Annotated in this window: 18 protein-coding genes and 1 tRNA gene; 10 read left to right on the top strand and 9 right to left on the bottom strand. The window is 65.7% G+C overall.

The window, feature by feature from the left end; translation table 11 throughout:
- Positions 1-3: 3 nt before the first annotated feature.
- Genes WFQ05_RS12275 through WFQ05_RS12240 form a run of 8 tightly spaced genes read left to right on the top strand, consistent with a single transcriptional unit; the run spans position 4 to position 5,445 of the window.
- Positions 4-249, top strand: coding sequence for a hypothetical protein (locus WFQ05_RS12275; RefSeq protein ID WP_337054048.1), 246 nt, complete (start codon positions 4-6; stop codon positions 247-249).
- A complete protein-coding gene (locus WFQ05_RS12270) occupies positions 246-407 on the top strand; it encodes a hypothetical protein (RefSeq protein WP_337054047.1) in 162 nt (53 codons plus the stop codon). Before WFQ05_RS12275 ends, WFQ05_RS12270 begins: the two co-directional genes overlap by 4 nt.
- Positions 400-921 (top strand): hypothetical protein, encoded by a 522-nt coding sequence (locus WFQ05_RS12265; RefSeq protein WP_337054046.1) that lies wholly within the window; start codon positions 400-402, stop codon positions 919-921. The genes WFQ05_RS12270 and WFQ05_RS12265 overlap by 8 nt, the downstream gene beginning before the upstream one ends.
- Entirely contained in the window at positions 911-1,879 is a 969-nt protein-coding gene (locus WFQ05_RS12260) for an ATP-binding protein (RefSeq protein ID WP_337054045.1), read from the top strand. Before WFQ05_RS12265 ends, WFQ05_RS12260 begins: the two co-directional genes overlap by 11 nt.
- Positions 1,870-3,756 (top strand): excisionase family DNA-binding protein, encoded by a 1,887-nt coding sequence (locus WFQ05_RS12255; RefSeq protein WP_337054044.1) that lies wholly within the window; start codon positions 1,870-1,872, stop codon positions 3,754-3,756. The genes WFQ05_RS12260 and WFQ05_RS12255 overlap by 10 nt, the downstream gene beginning before the upstream one ends.
- Positions 3,756-3,995, top strand: coding sequence for a hypothetical protein (locus tag WFQ05_RS12250; protein ID WP_337054187.1), 240 nt, complete (start codon positions 3,756-3,758; stop codon positions 3,993-3,995). The genes WFQ05_RS12255 and WFQ05_RS12250 overlap by 1 nt, the downstream gene beginning before the upstream one ends.
- On the top strand, positions 3,995-4,219 hold the full coding sequence (locus WFQ05_RS12245) for a hypothetical protein (protein WP_337054043.1): 225 nt from the start codon (positions 3,995-3,997) through the stop codon (positions 4,217-4,219). Before WFQ05_RS12250 ends, WFQ05_RS12245 begins: the two co-directional genes overlap by 1 nt.
- Positions 4,216-5,445 carry an integrase gene (locus WFQ05_RS12240; RefSeq protein ID WP_337054042.1) on the top strand — a complete coding sequence of 410 codons (1,230 nt, stop codon included), beginning with the start codon at positions 4,216-4,218 and terminating at the stop codon, positions 5,443-5,445. Before WFQ05_RS12245 ends, WFQ05_RS12240 begins: the two co-directional genes overlap by 4 nt.
- A 320-nt stretch (positions 5,446-5,765) precedes the next feature.
- Here WFQ05_RS12240 and WFQ05_RS12235 read toward each other — a convergent pair whose 3' ends face one another.
- Positions 5,766-6,317 (bottom strand): GspH/FimT family pseudopilin, encoded by a 552-nt coding sequence (locus tag WFQ05_RS12235; protein ID WP_337054041.1) that lies wholly within the window; start codon positions 6,315-6,317, stop codon positions 5,766-5,768.
- Positions 6,318-6,474: 157 nt separating this feature from the next.
- Here WFQ05_RS12235 and uvrB point away from each other — a divergent pair, with 157 nt between their 5' ends.
- Complete coding sequence (gene uvrB / locus WFQ05_RS12230; protein ID WP_286577039.1) at positions 6,475-8,496, top strand: excinuclease ABC subunit UvrB; 2,022 nt, start codon at positions 6,475-6,477, stop codon at positions 8,494-8,496.
- A gap of 126 nt (positions 8,497-8,622) precedes the next feature.
- A tRNA-Val gene (locus tag WFQ05_RS12225) sits at positions 8,623-8,697 on the top strand.
- Here WFQ05_RS12225 and WFQ05_RS12220 read toward each other — a convergent pair.
- From WFQ05_RS12220 to WFQ05_RS12185, 8 genes are all read right to left on the bottom strand, one after another.
- Positions 8,648-9,613 (bottom strand): tyrosine-type recombinase/integrase, encoded by a 966-nt coding sequence (locus WFQ05_RS12220; protein WP_337054185.1) that lies wholly within the window; start codon positions 9,611-9,613, stop codon positions 8,648-8,650. The two genes, WFQ05_RS12225 and WFQ05_RS12220, sit on opposite strands and share 50 nt — an antisense overlap.
- Positions 9,614-9,693: 80 nt before the next feature.
- Positions 9,694-10,020, bottom strand: a complete 327-nt coding sequence (locus WFQ05_RS12215) for a helix-turn-helix domain-containing protein (protein ID WP_337054040.1) — start codon at positions 10,018-10,020, stop codon at positions 9,694-9,696.
- Between the two features lie 519 nt (positions 10,021-10,539).
- Entirely contained in the window at positions 10,540-10,815 is a 276-nt protein-coding gene (locus tag WFQ05_RS12210) for a hypothetical protein (protein WP_337054039.1), read from the bottom strand.
- 213 nt (positions 10,816-11,028) lie between these two features.
- Positions 11,029-12,177, bottom strand: coding sequence for a hypothetical protein (locus WFQ05_RS12205; RefSeq protein ID WP_337054038.1), 1,149 nt, complete (start codon positions 12,175-12,177; stop codon positions 11,029-11,031).
- Position 12,178: 1 nt separating this feature from the next.
- Positions 12,179-12,484: a hypothetical protein gene (locus WFQ05_RS12200; RefSeq protein ID WP_337054037.1), complete on the bottom strand. Its 306-nt coding sequence runs from the start codon at positions 12,482-12,484 to the stop codon at positions 12,179-12,181.
- Positions 12,481-13,053, bottom strand: coding sequence for a hypothetical protein (locus WFQ05_RS12195; RefSeq protein ID WP_337054036.1), 573 nt, complete (start codon positions 13,051-13,053; stop codon positions 12,481-12,483). Before WFQ05_RS12195 ends, WFQ05_RS12200 begins: the two co-directional genes overlap by 4 nt.
- 1 nt (position 13,054) lies before the next feature.
- Positions 13,055-13,495 carry a single-stranded DNA-binding protein gene (gene ssb, locus WFQ05_RS12190; RefSeq protein WP_337054034.1) on the bottom strand — a complete coding sequence of 147 codons (441 nt, stop codon included), beginning with the start codon at positions 13,493-13,495 and terminating at the stop codon, positions 13,055-13,057.
- Positions 13,492-13,656 (bottom strand): hypothetical protein, encoded by a 165-nt coding sequence (locus WFQ05_RS12185; protein WP_337054033.1) that lies wholly within the window; start codon positions 13,654-13,656, stop codon positions 13,492-13,494. Before WFQ05_RS12185 ends, ssb begins: the two co-directional genes overlap by 4 nt.

The following is a 13,656-nucleotide window of genomic DNA, read 5'->3' as shown; positions in this document are numbered from 1 at the left end:
CCCATGACCGCTGCGGAGCGAGAGATTGTCCGCAAGGCGATGGACGACTCCATGACCGACGAAGAAGCCATCGAGCTGATCGTGGATGTCGCCGGCCTTCTCGGAGAGCTGGTGAAGATCGCCAAGCCCGCAGACCAACTGGAAATGCTCCGGACCTCGATCCGCTTTGGCAACCTCGCCGATTACGCCGCCAGGCGCTTCGCATTGGCGGTGATCGCGACTCGGGCCGGGAAGGGAGGTGGGGCGTGAGCCTCACCGGAGGATTCGGCATGCAATTCGACTTCGAGACCGGCCGCATGCGCAGCTGGTACATCGACAGGCGCGACGGCATCAAGCGGTGGGCCGAGAACGATCTGCCCGTCGAGAAAGAGCGCCCCGCCCAACAGGAGGCCAGCGGCGATGAGTGAGCCGATAGCGAGGTGCCGTCTTTGCACCGTCCGGCTGCACCGCGGCAACCACCTCGACGATTTCGCGCGCCAGATCTGCGGCGACTGCAGGCAACACCCGGCGGCGAAGCGGCTGGGCGCGGTGGCCACGCCGCCGCCGAGGACCGATGGCGCACCGCCAGACTTCACGCCGGCCGAGCGCTCGTTGATCAAGCGTGTCGGCGCGCTAATGCCATCGGCGCAGCTACTGGCGCTGCTCAACGAGCGGCTGCAGGCGGACGGCACGCCCGATGCCGGCTTGCACACCGCCGAACAGCTCCAGGCCGAGATGCAGTCGACGCCAACGCCGGCGGGCAACACTGACTGGTCATCGATGCGCAAGTTGCTGGCGCAGGCGCGGCGCGAAGGCGTCTTGAACCGTATCACCCTCCAGACCATCGACGACTTCGCTGTGGTCTACGCGCTGTCCTCGGCCCAGGTGCTGCGGCTGAAGGACGTCGTGCTCAACGCACAGGAGGACGGCCATGGCCGTTGACGAGACAGCGGCCGCAGAGGCGGGCCGTGGCGTGATCCGCCGCACCGAGCTGGCCGAGGCCTACCTTGACCTTGGTGGCTCGCTGGTCGATCTGGAGGACTACGCGACTATCGGCCTGCGCATCGTGGCCGTGGGTCCTAGCGGTGTGGGCAAGACCAACGCGGGCCTGTCCATCGCCGAGCAGTTGGCCGAGCAGGGCTGGGTGAGTGTGCTGGTCGACCCGGAGGGCGAGATCGAATCCATGTACGGCCAGGCGGTGGACGCCGACGAGTTGGCTAGGTTGCTGCGGACGCGCGAGCGCAGCATCGTCGTCGTGGCCGCCAAGGATGCCACCGACTTCATTCCCTATGGCCAAGCCATCCTCGATGCGGCGGACAAGCACCGCCAGCCGCTGTTCGTCATGCTCGACGAAGGGCAGGTCTTCAGCGCTAGCCGCAAGCGAAAGAACGACATCGGCATCGCCAGTGACTTGGTCAACGAGTTCGCTCAGCGCGGCCGCAAGCGGGCGCTGGATTTGTTCATGACCGCGACCAGCTTCACTGGCTCGCTGCATCGGCACATTTTTGCCAACAAGAACCTGAGCCTCATCGGTTGCCAGGAGGATCCGGCTGCCTGGGCAGCACTGGCGCCGCAGTTCCGCGCCTCCCGGATCGAGTTTGGCGACCTCGCCGCGCTGGGCCCGGGCGAGTTCTATTGCTTCACCCGGCGGGGCGTGGATAAGGTGCGCATGCCCATGGCCGCGGCTATGCAGAAGGTCGCGTTGAAGGCGCCGCGTGTGCGGCCGGCGCTTCCGTCGACCTTCAGCCAGTGGGACCGCGCTATGCGCGAGATCCCGCACGTGCGGCTGCAGGCGCTGACCGAGCCGGTGCAGCAGCTGCTGGGTGCAGTGGCCGGGCTGACCCCGCAGCAGATGCTTGCCGGGCGCCGGGCGCTCGAGGACGAGCTGCAATGCCGATGACCTGGCAGCAGTTCGTGGTGGCCGAGTGCGGCGGCCTTCCTCGCGCCTACGTTGCGGCGATCGTCCAGCAGCCCCTGGCCGCGCTGGCGCGGTACTCTGGGCCCAGGCCCGCTGGTGCGGCCAGCCATGTGCAGCGGTTCGCCGAGCTGTTCGCCCGGTGGCGCGGCCGAGCACCAGCCGCCGGCGACTGGCCCGTGCCAGGGCGGTCTGGCGCGGGCTACCACTGGCTGCCGCCAGAGGACGAGCTGCTGATCAGTTTGGTGGGCACGACCGATAAGCCCTCGATCGCGCAGGCACTGACTACACGCCTGCAGGTGGCCACCGGCGATGGATCAGCCAGGCGAACGGAGCTTGACGTCCAGCAGCGGATGAATCGCCTGGGCCTGGCCAGTACGGATATTGTGGGCGGGATCCGCGTGCCGGAGGCCGGCGCCGAGATCGGCTCGATCGAGATCGTGCGTGATGCGATCGAGCGCGGCTCGCTCAAGCACTTTCGGCTCGGTCGCAACATCGTGATCGCCCACGCGGAGTGGACTCGTTGGAAAGCCACCCGCACGATCGCGCCGCCCGGCTACATCAGGCTGGCCACGCTGCGCGAGCCGCTGGGTATCCGTAGCGACTCGAAGCTGCCGGAGTTCGCCGCAGCCGGCTACATCCCCACTGCAGTGCGCGCCAATCCCTCCAAGCCTGGAGAGCACAGCAGCAAGAACGGCACCTGGTACGTGGACCCTGCGGTGGCCCGCCAGCTGGTCGCGGACCGTCACGCCGGACGGCCCATGCCCTGGCACGGCAAGCCGCTGCGCGACAACCTCAACGCCACGTGGAAGCTCTGGCAGCAGCGCAAGCACCCAGCCGACTGCTCGACCTGTCGCAGCATCTGGGGCGCCGCAGGCGCTCCGGCGAACTTTGACGACTATGCGCGCCGGTATCCACCGCTTGCGCATGGCGCCAAGCGTCATCTGACAATGAAATTGCACCCAGGCTTGTTGATCGCCGAGGTCGCCCAACGCGCCGGCTGCTCTCTGGGAACGGTCACGGCCGCGATCAAGGCTGGGGCGCTGCGGGCCAGCCGTACCGGACGCAACGTGCGGATCACGCGCACCGACGCGGCTCGCTGGATCGCCAGGCGCTTGCCCTCGGGACAAGGCGGGGCGTCCTGGATCTCGGCCGAGACCGCGCTGCAGTGGTATGGGTTTAAAGCGGACAGCCTTGATGGGTTCGTGGCGGTTGGCCGCCTCAAGGCCCGAGGGGCGGGGCTGGCGCGCCTCTACATGCGCCAGCAGATCGCGGAGCTCCGCGACGCCATCGGTTATACCGAAACGCAGGCGGCGGCCAAGCTGCGGATCTCCGTCGCCCAGTTGCGCACACTGCTTGCCGGGGTGCACTGGCGGCAGGAGGGCCTGATCCCCAAGGATACGGTGGCCGCAGTGCGCAAGCGCTTGGACTCCTCCAATGGCCTCACCGTGACGCAGGCGGCGATGGAGCTGTGCGAAACCGAGCAGTGGATCCGCGATCGCATCAAGGACGGCAGCGTGCGCGTGACGACCGCGCCCTGGAATGCCAGGCGGCTGTACCTCACCACGCCCATGATGGACCGCCTGCGCGCCGCGCAGCGCCGGGCTGCGCCGCTGCCAGCCCTGTCCGACGCGTGGATCAGCCTGGGCGCCGCGGCTCGCTTGGCCGGAGTCTCGAACGCGACGATCAATAACTGGCGCCTGGCAGGCGAGCTGCGTGTGCGCTTCGAGCCCGCCGGCCATCGCTTCGCTCGCGTGTCCGTGATGGCCCGCGCGCGCCGCTACTGGCCAACCTGCCGTTTCCACCGCGCCACCCCGCCGGAGTGGCTGCAGGCCGAACTGGCGGCCAAGGCGGTCCCGTGATCGGCGAGCGCGTTCTTCAGTTCAGCGACCTGCAGGAGCTCTGCCGTCCCGGAGAGCGGCCGCGCCTGTCTACGGTCGTGCGCTGGGCGGAAGAGAACGGGATCAGGTACAAATACGACGCCAACGGCGGCATTTGGACCACCCTCGCGGCGCTTGACGCCGCGCTCAGCGTGAGCGCGGCCAACGCTGGTGCCGCGGTTCAGCCTTACGACGCCGGCGAGCTGTTCGGGAGGAAGTGATGAGTGCCTTGGAATTTCGAGTGGAAATCAGGACCGAAGGAGCGAGGCAAACCCTGGTGGCAGAGCTGCGCCACGGCCCGCTTGGCGCGTGGTACCACTCTGAAGTGGACATCGTTCCACCGGTAAGCGCGATGGACCTACCCAACGCGCTGCGCGCGCTCGGCGATGAGCTTGAGCGAAACTTGTCCCATGCCACTGATGCAGTCGCTGGAATCGCGACGTGACACCACCAGGCCGCCCACGCAAGCCAGACCCCACGATCCCGCGGCACATCGACCAGGCCAAGCTGCCGGGCGGCATCTACTGGGACGGACGCAAAGGCAACGGCACCTGGTACGCGCTTGACCGCAAGCCGGGCGAGCGAGCCAAGCGCCGCAACGTGGCAGGGCACATGGCCACGCTGGCGGATCTGCATGCCATCGCCGAGGCGCGCGCCGGCAAGACCAGCAGTAAAGTCCTGCGCGGCCTGTGCGTGGCTTTCGCCGAGAGCGACCAGTACAAGGGCCGCGCAGCGGCCACCCAGGCCGACTACGCCTACTGCCAAGCGGTGGTGTGCGACTACAAGCTGGCCAACGGCCAGCGCTTTGGCGACCTGGTGACCAAGCGCATCACCCAGCCCATCGTGCAGGGCCTCATCGATGCGCTGGCCAGCGGGTCCGAGCGCGATGCCAGCGGCTCGCTAATCCCCACGCCCAGCAAGGCCGCCCACGCCCAGCGCTACCTGCGCCGCGTGTTTCGCTGGGGACTCAACCGGGGCTTCAACGACTTTAACCCGGCCACCGGCATCGAGATGCCCGACGAGCGCAAGCGCCGGCGCTTGCCGGACAGCGACGCGCTGACGCGGGTGATCGATTTCGCTCGCGCCCAGGCGGGCGGGCGCGGCAAGCTGGGCAGCGTCGCGCCTTACCTGTGGGCCGCGATCGTGATCGGTTACCGCTGCCGCCTGCGTCCGATCGAGGTCATCACGCTGACCGATGCCAGCTGCAGCGAGCAGGGTCTGCGCACCAATCGCCGCAAGGGCAGTCGCGACAACATCACCCAGTGGTCGCCCGAGCTGCGCGCAGCCTGGGACGACCTGGCCGAGCGGCGAAAGGCGGTCTGGGCCGGGACCAGCGAGGAGGACCGAAGGAAGGGAAAGGCCGCGCGGCCGCCACGCCCTTGGCCCATCCGCGCCGAGGATCGCCCGATCATCGTCAACCACGTGGGCGAGCCGGTGGGCAAGAGCACCTTCAACTCGGCCTGGCGCAGGCTTATGGCTGCCGCAGTGGACGCCGGCATCCTGGCCGAAGACCAGGTCTTCGGCGCCCACGACCTCAAGCGCCGGGGCATCACGGACACCGCCGGCACCCGCGGCGAGAAGCAGCTGGCCAGCGGTCACCGCCAGGAGGCCATGCTGGACGTATACGACTACAGCATCCCAATCGTAAAGCCGGCCGGAGACGGGACGTAAAATTGGCAGTCAGGCCCCTGCTGGGCCAATCAATTACAACCCCACGGGACGTAAATTTCGGAAGCTTAGGTTATTGATTGTAAAGGGATTCAGAATTGGCTGTTAATCAGGGGGTCGTTGGTTCGAGTCCAACTTCGGGCGCCAAGATTCAAGCCACGGGCCTGCAGCGATGCAGGCCCGTGGCGTTTGTGTGCTCCGGGCTACGTTGCCGGCCCACGCAGCGAGTGCTTCGAGGCGGCGTTTCAGATTCAAGCGGGTCAGTCCGCGACCAGTGACGGGTCGCCCTGGCTGATGCCGCAGCACCGCGCTGCTCGCCCTGTTCAGCTTTCGCACCCCTTTGACGTGCGCGGCTTCTCCACCCGCGTGCGCCCACTCTGGTTGACGATCACCGCCGCGTGGGAGGTGGTGCCGCGGCATAGCCGGATGGTCAGGTTGGTGCCGGCGGCGCTGCCGTTGGCCAGGAAGGTGACCTTGGGACGCCCCCCAGTGGAGAGGATCCGCAGGTCAGGATCGCGCGGGGCCGATTCGACGCGCAGCAGGTCCTCGCTCAGGTCCGGGCGACGGTTGCCGTCGGCGTCGAAAAACATGATCCAGCCTTGTGTCCAGTCGCTGTCGTCCCGACATTCCTTCTTGTCCAGCGACGGGCAGACCACCGTCGGGATGCGGTAGCTGATCGCGGTGCTGCGTGCGGACGCCAGGAAGGAGCTGAGCAGGTTGGTCGTGGCCGCTTCGCGCTGGTGACGCAGCAAGGCGTTGTAGGACGGCACGCCAATGGCCAGGCCGATGCTGGCCACGGACAGGACCACGAGCGATTCGACCAGGGTGAAGCCACGGGCATGTCGTCGGTCCTTGCGGGACGGGCGGATGTTCATCGGGCATTCCTTGTCCGAGTTGGGAGGGGAGGGTCAGCCTCGCTCCTGCGGCCGGCCGCCGACATCGGCGCTGGGCGCACCGATCGGTAGGAAATGTCTGCATCCGGAGCTCACCAACCCCGGCGCTATACTTTTTTTCGACTTCGAAGGCGTGACCATGAGCGAAGACCGCTTCCAGCTCGTTTCCCCTTATTCGCCTTCCGGCGACCAGCCACAGGCGATCGACAGGCTGACCGAGAACTTCGAGGCGGGCCTGGCCAAGCAGACGCTGCTGGGTGTGACCGGCTCGGGCAAGACCTACACGATCGCCAATGTGATCGAGCGCATCCAGAAGCCCACGCTGGTGATGGCGCCCAACAAGACGCTGGCGGCGCAGCTGTACGGCGAGTTCAAGTCGTTCTTCCCGCACAACGCGGTGGAGTATTTCGTCAGCTACTACGACTACTACCAGCCCGAGGCCTATGTGCCGTCCTCGGACACCTTCATCGAGAAGGACAGCTCGATCAACGAGCACATCGAGCAGATGCGCCTGGCCGCGACCAAGACGCTGCTGTCGCGGCGCGATGCGCTGGTGGTGGCCACGGTCTCGGCGATCTACGGCCTGGGTGCACCCGAGGACTATCTGTCGCTGCGCTTGATCCTCTCGCGCGGCGAGCACATCGACCAGCGCCAGCTGATCCGTCACCTGACCGACCTGCAGTACACACGCAACGAATACGAGCTGCAGCGCGGCGCCTTCCGCGTGCGTGGCGAGGTGATCGACGTGCATCCGGCGGAGAACGACGTCGAGGCGCTGCGCATCGAGCTGTTCGACGGCGAGATCGAGGGGCTGACGTTGTTCGACCCGCTCACCGGCGAGACCATCCGCAAGGTGCCGCGTTACACCGTCTACCCGAAGACGCACTACGCCACCACGCGCGAGCGCACGCTCAGCGCGGTCGACACGATCAAGATCGAGCTGAAGGAGCGGCTGGAGCAGCTGTATCAGCAGAACAAGCTGGTCGAGGCGCAGCGCCTGGCGCAGCGCACCCAGTTCGACCTGGAAATGATGGCCGAGGTGGGCTTCTGCAGTGGCATCGAGAACTACTCGCGCCACCTGACCGGCAAGGCGCCGGGCGAGCCGCCGCCGACCTTGTTCGACTACCTGCCGGCCGATGCGCTGCTGGTCATCGACGAATCGCACGTGACCATTCCGCAGATCGGTGCGATGTACAAGGGCGACCGTTCTCGCAAGGAGACGCTGGTGGAGTTCGGCTTCCGGCTGCCCTCGGCGCTGGACAACCGCCCGCTGCGCTTCGAGGAGTGGGAGGCGCGTTCGCCGCGCAGCATCTATGTCTCGGCAACGCCCGGGCCTTACGAGCTGCGCGAATCCGACGGTGAGATCACCGAACTGGTGGTGCGCCCGACCGGCTTGACCGATCCGGAAGTTGAGATCCGCCCGGTCGGCACGCAGGTCGACGACCTGCTCTCGCAGATCAACGATCGCATCGCGATGGGCGACCGCGTGCTGGTGACGACGCTGACCAAGCGCATGGCCGAGAACCTGACCGAGTACCTGGGCGAGCACGGCATCAAGGTGCGCTATCTGCACTCGGACGTGGACACGGTCGAGCGGGTCGAGATCATCCGCGACCTGCGCCTTGGCAAGTTCGACGTGCTGGTCGGCATCAACCTGCTGCGCGAGGGCCTGGACATGCCCGAGGTGTCGCTGGTGGCGATCCTGGACGCGGACAAGGAGGGCTTCCTGCGCTCCACCGGTTCGCTGATCCAGACCATCGGTCGCGCCGCGCGCAACCTGCGCGGCAAGGCGATCCTGTACGCCGACCGGATCACGCCCTCGATGAAGGCGGCCATCGACGAGACCGACCGCCGCCGCGCCAAGCAGGAGGAGTACAACGCCGAGCATGGCATCGTGCCCAAGTCGGTGGCGCGGCCGATCGTGGACATCCTGGAGGGCGCGCGCGAGGCCGCCAACGAGGATGCACCCAAGCGTGGCAAGGGCCGCAAGGTCGCCGAGCCGACCGAGGACTACGGCGCGCTCAGCCCGCAGCAGATCTCGGCGCGCCTGAAGACGCTGGAGACACGCATGTACCAGCACGCGCGGGATCTGGAGTTCGAGGACGCCGCCCGCCTGCGCGACGAGATCCAGAAGCTCAAGTCCGTCAGCCTGACCGTGTGAGGCGGGCGGCTGGCCGGGCAGGGGCAGGGGCAGAGAAAAAGCCGCGCAGGGCTGTTCACGCCGCGCGCAGGTGATGTTATGATGCGCGCCCCTCGCACCGAGGGCGCGGCGACACGATGTCGCAACGGGCGGTTAGCTCAGCGGTAGAGCACTACCTTGACATGGTAGGGGTCACAGGTTCGAACCCTGTACCGCCCACCACTTGAAACCTAGATGGCACAAGGGTTTCAGTGGATTCGGCCAATCGGCCATCAGCATCGACTGACCCCACACTGACCCCAAGCAGGGTCTGCAGTCGTGGCACGTCGCGCGCCAGATCCTCGACGATGGCCGACAGCGCCTTCCTGGCCTCGCCAAGGTAGGTCGGGTCGAACTTCGCATAGGCGTCCGTGGTGCCGCCTGCGTGGTGGCCCAGCAGTCCAGACACCTCCCATGCCGGCACGCCGCGCTGGCGCAGCCAGGTGGCCACCGTGTGGCGCAGGGTCTTGGGGATCCACCACGGGGGCAGGGCGGCTGCCACGCGTAGCTTGCGCCACGTGGTCTTGATGGAGCCGATCTTGCGGCCATGCCAGTGCACGACGTAGCCGGCCGGCTTGGCTTGGTCCAGATGGGCGGCCAGTGCCGGCAGCAGCGGGACGGTCGGCCGGAACTTCTTGGTCTGCCGCCGTCCCGCCGGGTTGAGCCTGATGAGCCTAGCCGCGCGGTCGATCTGGAACACCTGTAGGTCAAGCGCCGCATCGCCGCGGCAGCCGGTGCACAGGCGCACCAGCAGGTAAGCCCAGATGTGGTCCGCCATGTCAGCGTTGAGCAGCCGCACGACCTGCTCCCGCGTCCCATAGTGGGGGTATGCCTCGCCAATGGGCGGCAGATCCACGAATGGCACCTGCGCGATCTCTCCGCGCTTCCAGGCCCGGTTCAGGGCCGACTTCCCAACCCCCAAGATCCTTCTCGCGTAGCCCTCACTGTAGCCACGCGCGCGCAGCCACGCCAGGAACTCCTCCTGCCTGCCGATCGACACGTCGGCGACCGTCGTCTCGGCCGGCCACCACTGGCGCCACAGGGCCACGCCACGCTTGGCGCTGTCCTTGCTCGGCAGCTCGCTGCCATGCTGGGCCATGTAGCGGGTCAGTGCGGTGTCCAGCAGCACGTCCTGCGGCGCCTGGTTCTCCATGGCCGCGTTCTCGACGTACCACTGGGCTAGTGCGACTTTTGCCTCGTCAAAGTCTCTTGTGCCAAGCGAAGCGCGCTGCTTGCATCCTGACGCGTCGCGCCACGCCCGCTGCCAGACGCTCGATCCTTTTCGGAGTTCGAGCCAGTAGTCGCCGAGGCGGAAGCGGGTTGACACGTCTGCTGCTCCAGGAACTTCAACAGGTGGGATTCGGTGTACTTCGGCTTGGAGCCGATGCGGATATAGCCGATCTTCTCGCGCTTGCGGATGCGACGCAGGGTGACCTCGGCCACGCCCAGGTAGGAGGCGGCTTCGGCCTCGGTCATTAACTCAGGAAGGCGTTCTGCTGCGCTCATACATCCCCTAGGGTGTCGAGTGGCATCCAGCCGATGGGCTTCCAACCTGGGTGCAGGCGTGTCCAACCAATCCAGCCCATAGTCACCTCCCAGTACATTTGGCCGTCTTCGAAAGACGCTTCAGCGGCAAAAACCCTGCGCTCACCGCTTGAGCTCTCAACTACTAGACGAATTACTCCGCTAGTTGAAGCGCTTTCCATGGGTCTGATAAAGCTGCTATCGGTCATGTCACGTCCTCTCTTCGCCCTCATAGTTTCGCATTCGATCCACCTTCCCTTCGCCGTCGAGTCGCAGGTCTTCAGCCGCTCCCACTGGGCACCTCCCGAGCACATGCCTTGTAGTCGTAGACAATGGGACAAGCCGACGCCGCATCCTGAGCGTATTTCAGCCGCTCGATATCTTCCGTAAGCATGGGAATTGAAGTCTTCTGAGTGCAGTAGGAGCCACACAAATCAACCCAGAGAGGGAAGCCTGGGCCGAATATCCCGCGAAGAAATATTGAGACTGGGTCAATTTGCATCAGGCGCCACCCTCCCGCGCGGCCCTCGCCGCGTCGATCACCTCACGAGGATCATCGCTGTCGCCGAATGCGATCCGCGCGCGATGGCGGATGAGGAAGTCAAGCCTTTCCGCATCCTCCCGCCACTGCTGTGCGTAGGCCATCGCGTCTTGCAGGTCGGTGGCGGCTTCCTCCAGTTCTCTGAGCAGCCATTCCGGGAACTGGGTCTTCATCTGCGCCGTGTCGAGCAGAACGGCCTGTCGGCGCGCTACGCGCTCCATGATGTTGTCACTCATCGCTGCTGGACTCCTGTTGTTGTGGCCCCAATGCGAATCGTCGAGTTGCGCTCGACAGCCTGGTTGGCGGCCCGTAATTGATCCACTCCGCCGCGCCCTCAGCGACTGCGGCGAACAGGAATAGGGTGAGCGCTAGCAAGGCGAGAGGGAGCTCGATCAAGAGCACAACTGGCAGCACAGCCCACCATTGCCAGCGTCCAATTGGAGGGCCGCTCACGCCCCACCTCCATTCCCTGCCTGGGCGGCGATGGCGGCGAGCCACACGCCGTAATTGAATCGGGTTTCGACATCGGCGTACTGCTCGTCGCCATCTACATCGAGTTCTAGGCTGTCGTCCCATACCGTGCCGGTACTACGCATGTACGTCTCAAATTCAGCCCGCTCATCCCTCGCATAACCCTGCGGTGCGGGTGGGGCGGTGATCATGGAGCGCATGACCGCCATGGCGCGCTTCATCCTCGCCGCGTAGGCATCGTGACCACCTTCAACCTGCATGGCCGCTTCTGACTCCATGACCTCGACGGCGAGAGTCAGGGCCGACCGCCATTCTCGGTGCGGCGTCACCGCGCCACCCACACCCGGTGCAGGGGTAGCGACTGGCGTCAGTTTGAGTCCGCCATTCACTGCGGGGTCTGTCGCCACAGCGACATGCCACCGGATCAGTTCGTCCAGCTTTCGCGATGCGACCTCGAACGTATCGGCCGCATCGGCCACGCCGATGTGAGCGTTGACGAGTTCGTGATCTACAGCGTCGATCCATGCGCATTTAAGAGCCGGCGCAGGGGCGGCCTTCATCGGCTCCAGCACGCCTCGGAATCCAGGCGCAGCCTTGTCGAGCGAACGCACGATGGCAGCAATCGGGAAGGTCTCGGCCACCTGCTTCATCAAGTCGTCCAGCGATCCAGGCAGAGCGACAGGCGCAGGGGCGGCGGCCTTGGCGGCCAGTATTGCGTCCCTGCACGCATTCCACCCACGCCCCCAGCCAATGACAGGCTCGGCCTTGCCATTGAGGGTCCAGCGGCCACGTTCGTCGCTCACATAGGCGGCGGGCAGGGTAGCAGCGTCGGCGGGCGGCGCGGGGGCGGCGGCTAGCATGGCATGCTCCATTGCGCCTTTCACATCCATGAAGAACTCTTCCGAATCACCGCCCGTTGCCCACCCAAGGGATGTCAAATGGTCTGCCACGATGCCAACTGCATCAGCATTGAACTGTATATACCCCACACTTGAGGCCGGGATAGTCGCGGCCAACTTGATAGCCTCGATGATCGCCACCTGCAGCGATGCGCGTCGCTGCGGCTCTGTGTCCAGGGTGAAGCGCCGTGCCACGTCCAGCGCGATCGTGTCGATGTCGTTGCTCATGTCACTCTCCCTTGAGGGCTGAACGGATCAAATTGGCGGCTTGACGGAACGACTCAGCCCTGCCATCTGCGTAAGCGCCTCGCTTCCCTCCGGATAGACCTTCCGCCTCCCATTCATCGGATACCCCTTCAATCCTCGAAACGAGCCTGTCTATAAGGACGAGGCGGAACTCGTCGTGCTTGGCGTCGCGCAGGGCCAAGAACAGCGCGTTGAACTCATCGCGCGTGATGACCGCCTGCGTCACCGGCACTGAATTTCCGCTGCAGAACTTCTGCACCAGCGAGGTGAAAACCTCATCCTTCGTCACGGCTGCGGCTCCTTGAGGGCGTAGCTCTTGGCCTGAGATACGGTTGTTGCAATTCCAAGTGGGTGAGGAATTAGGCCGATTACAGGAAGTGGACCGAACTGTTCTATGGTCGGGTCGAAGTAGCGGCCGTCGCACTCGACCCAGCAGTGACCGACGCCGTTGACCTCCCCGTGCATCAGCAGCGGGGACAGTCGCGCGCAGCGCATGAGCCAGAGCAGCGTTTCGGCGGCGAGGCCGCAGGTCCAGCTACCAGCCACGTCAGGCTTCGACATCCCGGCAACCAAGTAGCACAAGTCATCGGCGCTTGGCTGCCGATCAGAAACTGGGGGGTTGTAGTCTGAGCCATTTAAGAATACGGCAGAGGCATTCTTTAAAAGCTGGCGCCCTAGCTCGACCTGATCAAGCATGGACAGTTCGCCTCCTTTGGAGTAACTGAGAGTGACCGGCAGCGCTGCCTCGAGCGCGGCGCGCATGGCGTCGTGAAAGATGTGCGGCTTCGGGTGCAGCTCGTAATCGGCTCCCATCCAGCTGATACAAGCCGCCTCCACCGCTTCGTCTGGGATGTGCATGTCACCAGCTCCCACGGTTGGAGATGAACGGGATGTCATCCGAGAAATCGTCCATGGGCGGCTGATCAGTGGCCCGCTGCGGCCTCTCACGCTGCGGTGCGCCGCCTCGGCTGCCGGTGGAGCTGGTGCGGCCCTGCTGCTGGCCGTCGCGCTTCTCCCCCAGCAGCGTCACATCGCGCACGTCGAGGGTCACGTAGGTCTTGCCATCGTGTTCGCGCGTACCAAGCTCCCCGGTCACGCCCAGGCGGTCGCCCTTGAGGATCAGCGGGCCAACCTTCTCCCCGCGCTCACCCCAGATCGTGCAGTCGATCCAGACCGTCTGCTTGTTCTCGCCGAAGCCGCGATCCACAGCCAGCGACCAGCCGGTCACGGCCTTGCCGCCTTGGGTGTATCGAGTCTGTGCGTCTCGGCCGATACGGCCAATGGCGTTGAAACAGTTCATCGTGTTAGCGCCTCCCAGCGCTCTGCGTTGCTGGCGTAGTAGTCGTATCGCCTCTGGTCTTCCGGGAACTGCTTGAGCGATGTCTCGGCCGCGTCGCGCCACTCTTTGGCCTTGCGCGCCGGGTCATCTCGGAAAAGGTCGGTCTGCTGGTCGTGGCGCAT

The organism is Pseudoxanthomonas sp. USHLN014 (assembly GCF_037153335.1).
Taxonomy (GTDB): domain Bacteria; phylum Pseudomonadota; class Gammaproteobacteria; order Xanthomonadales; family Xanthomonadaceae; genus Pseudoxanthomonas_A; species Pseudoxanthomonas_A winnipegensis.
Note: the sequence above shows the minus strand (reverse complement) of the source record. Positions and strands in the feature narration are given on the sequence as shown.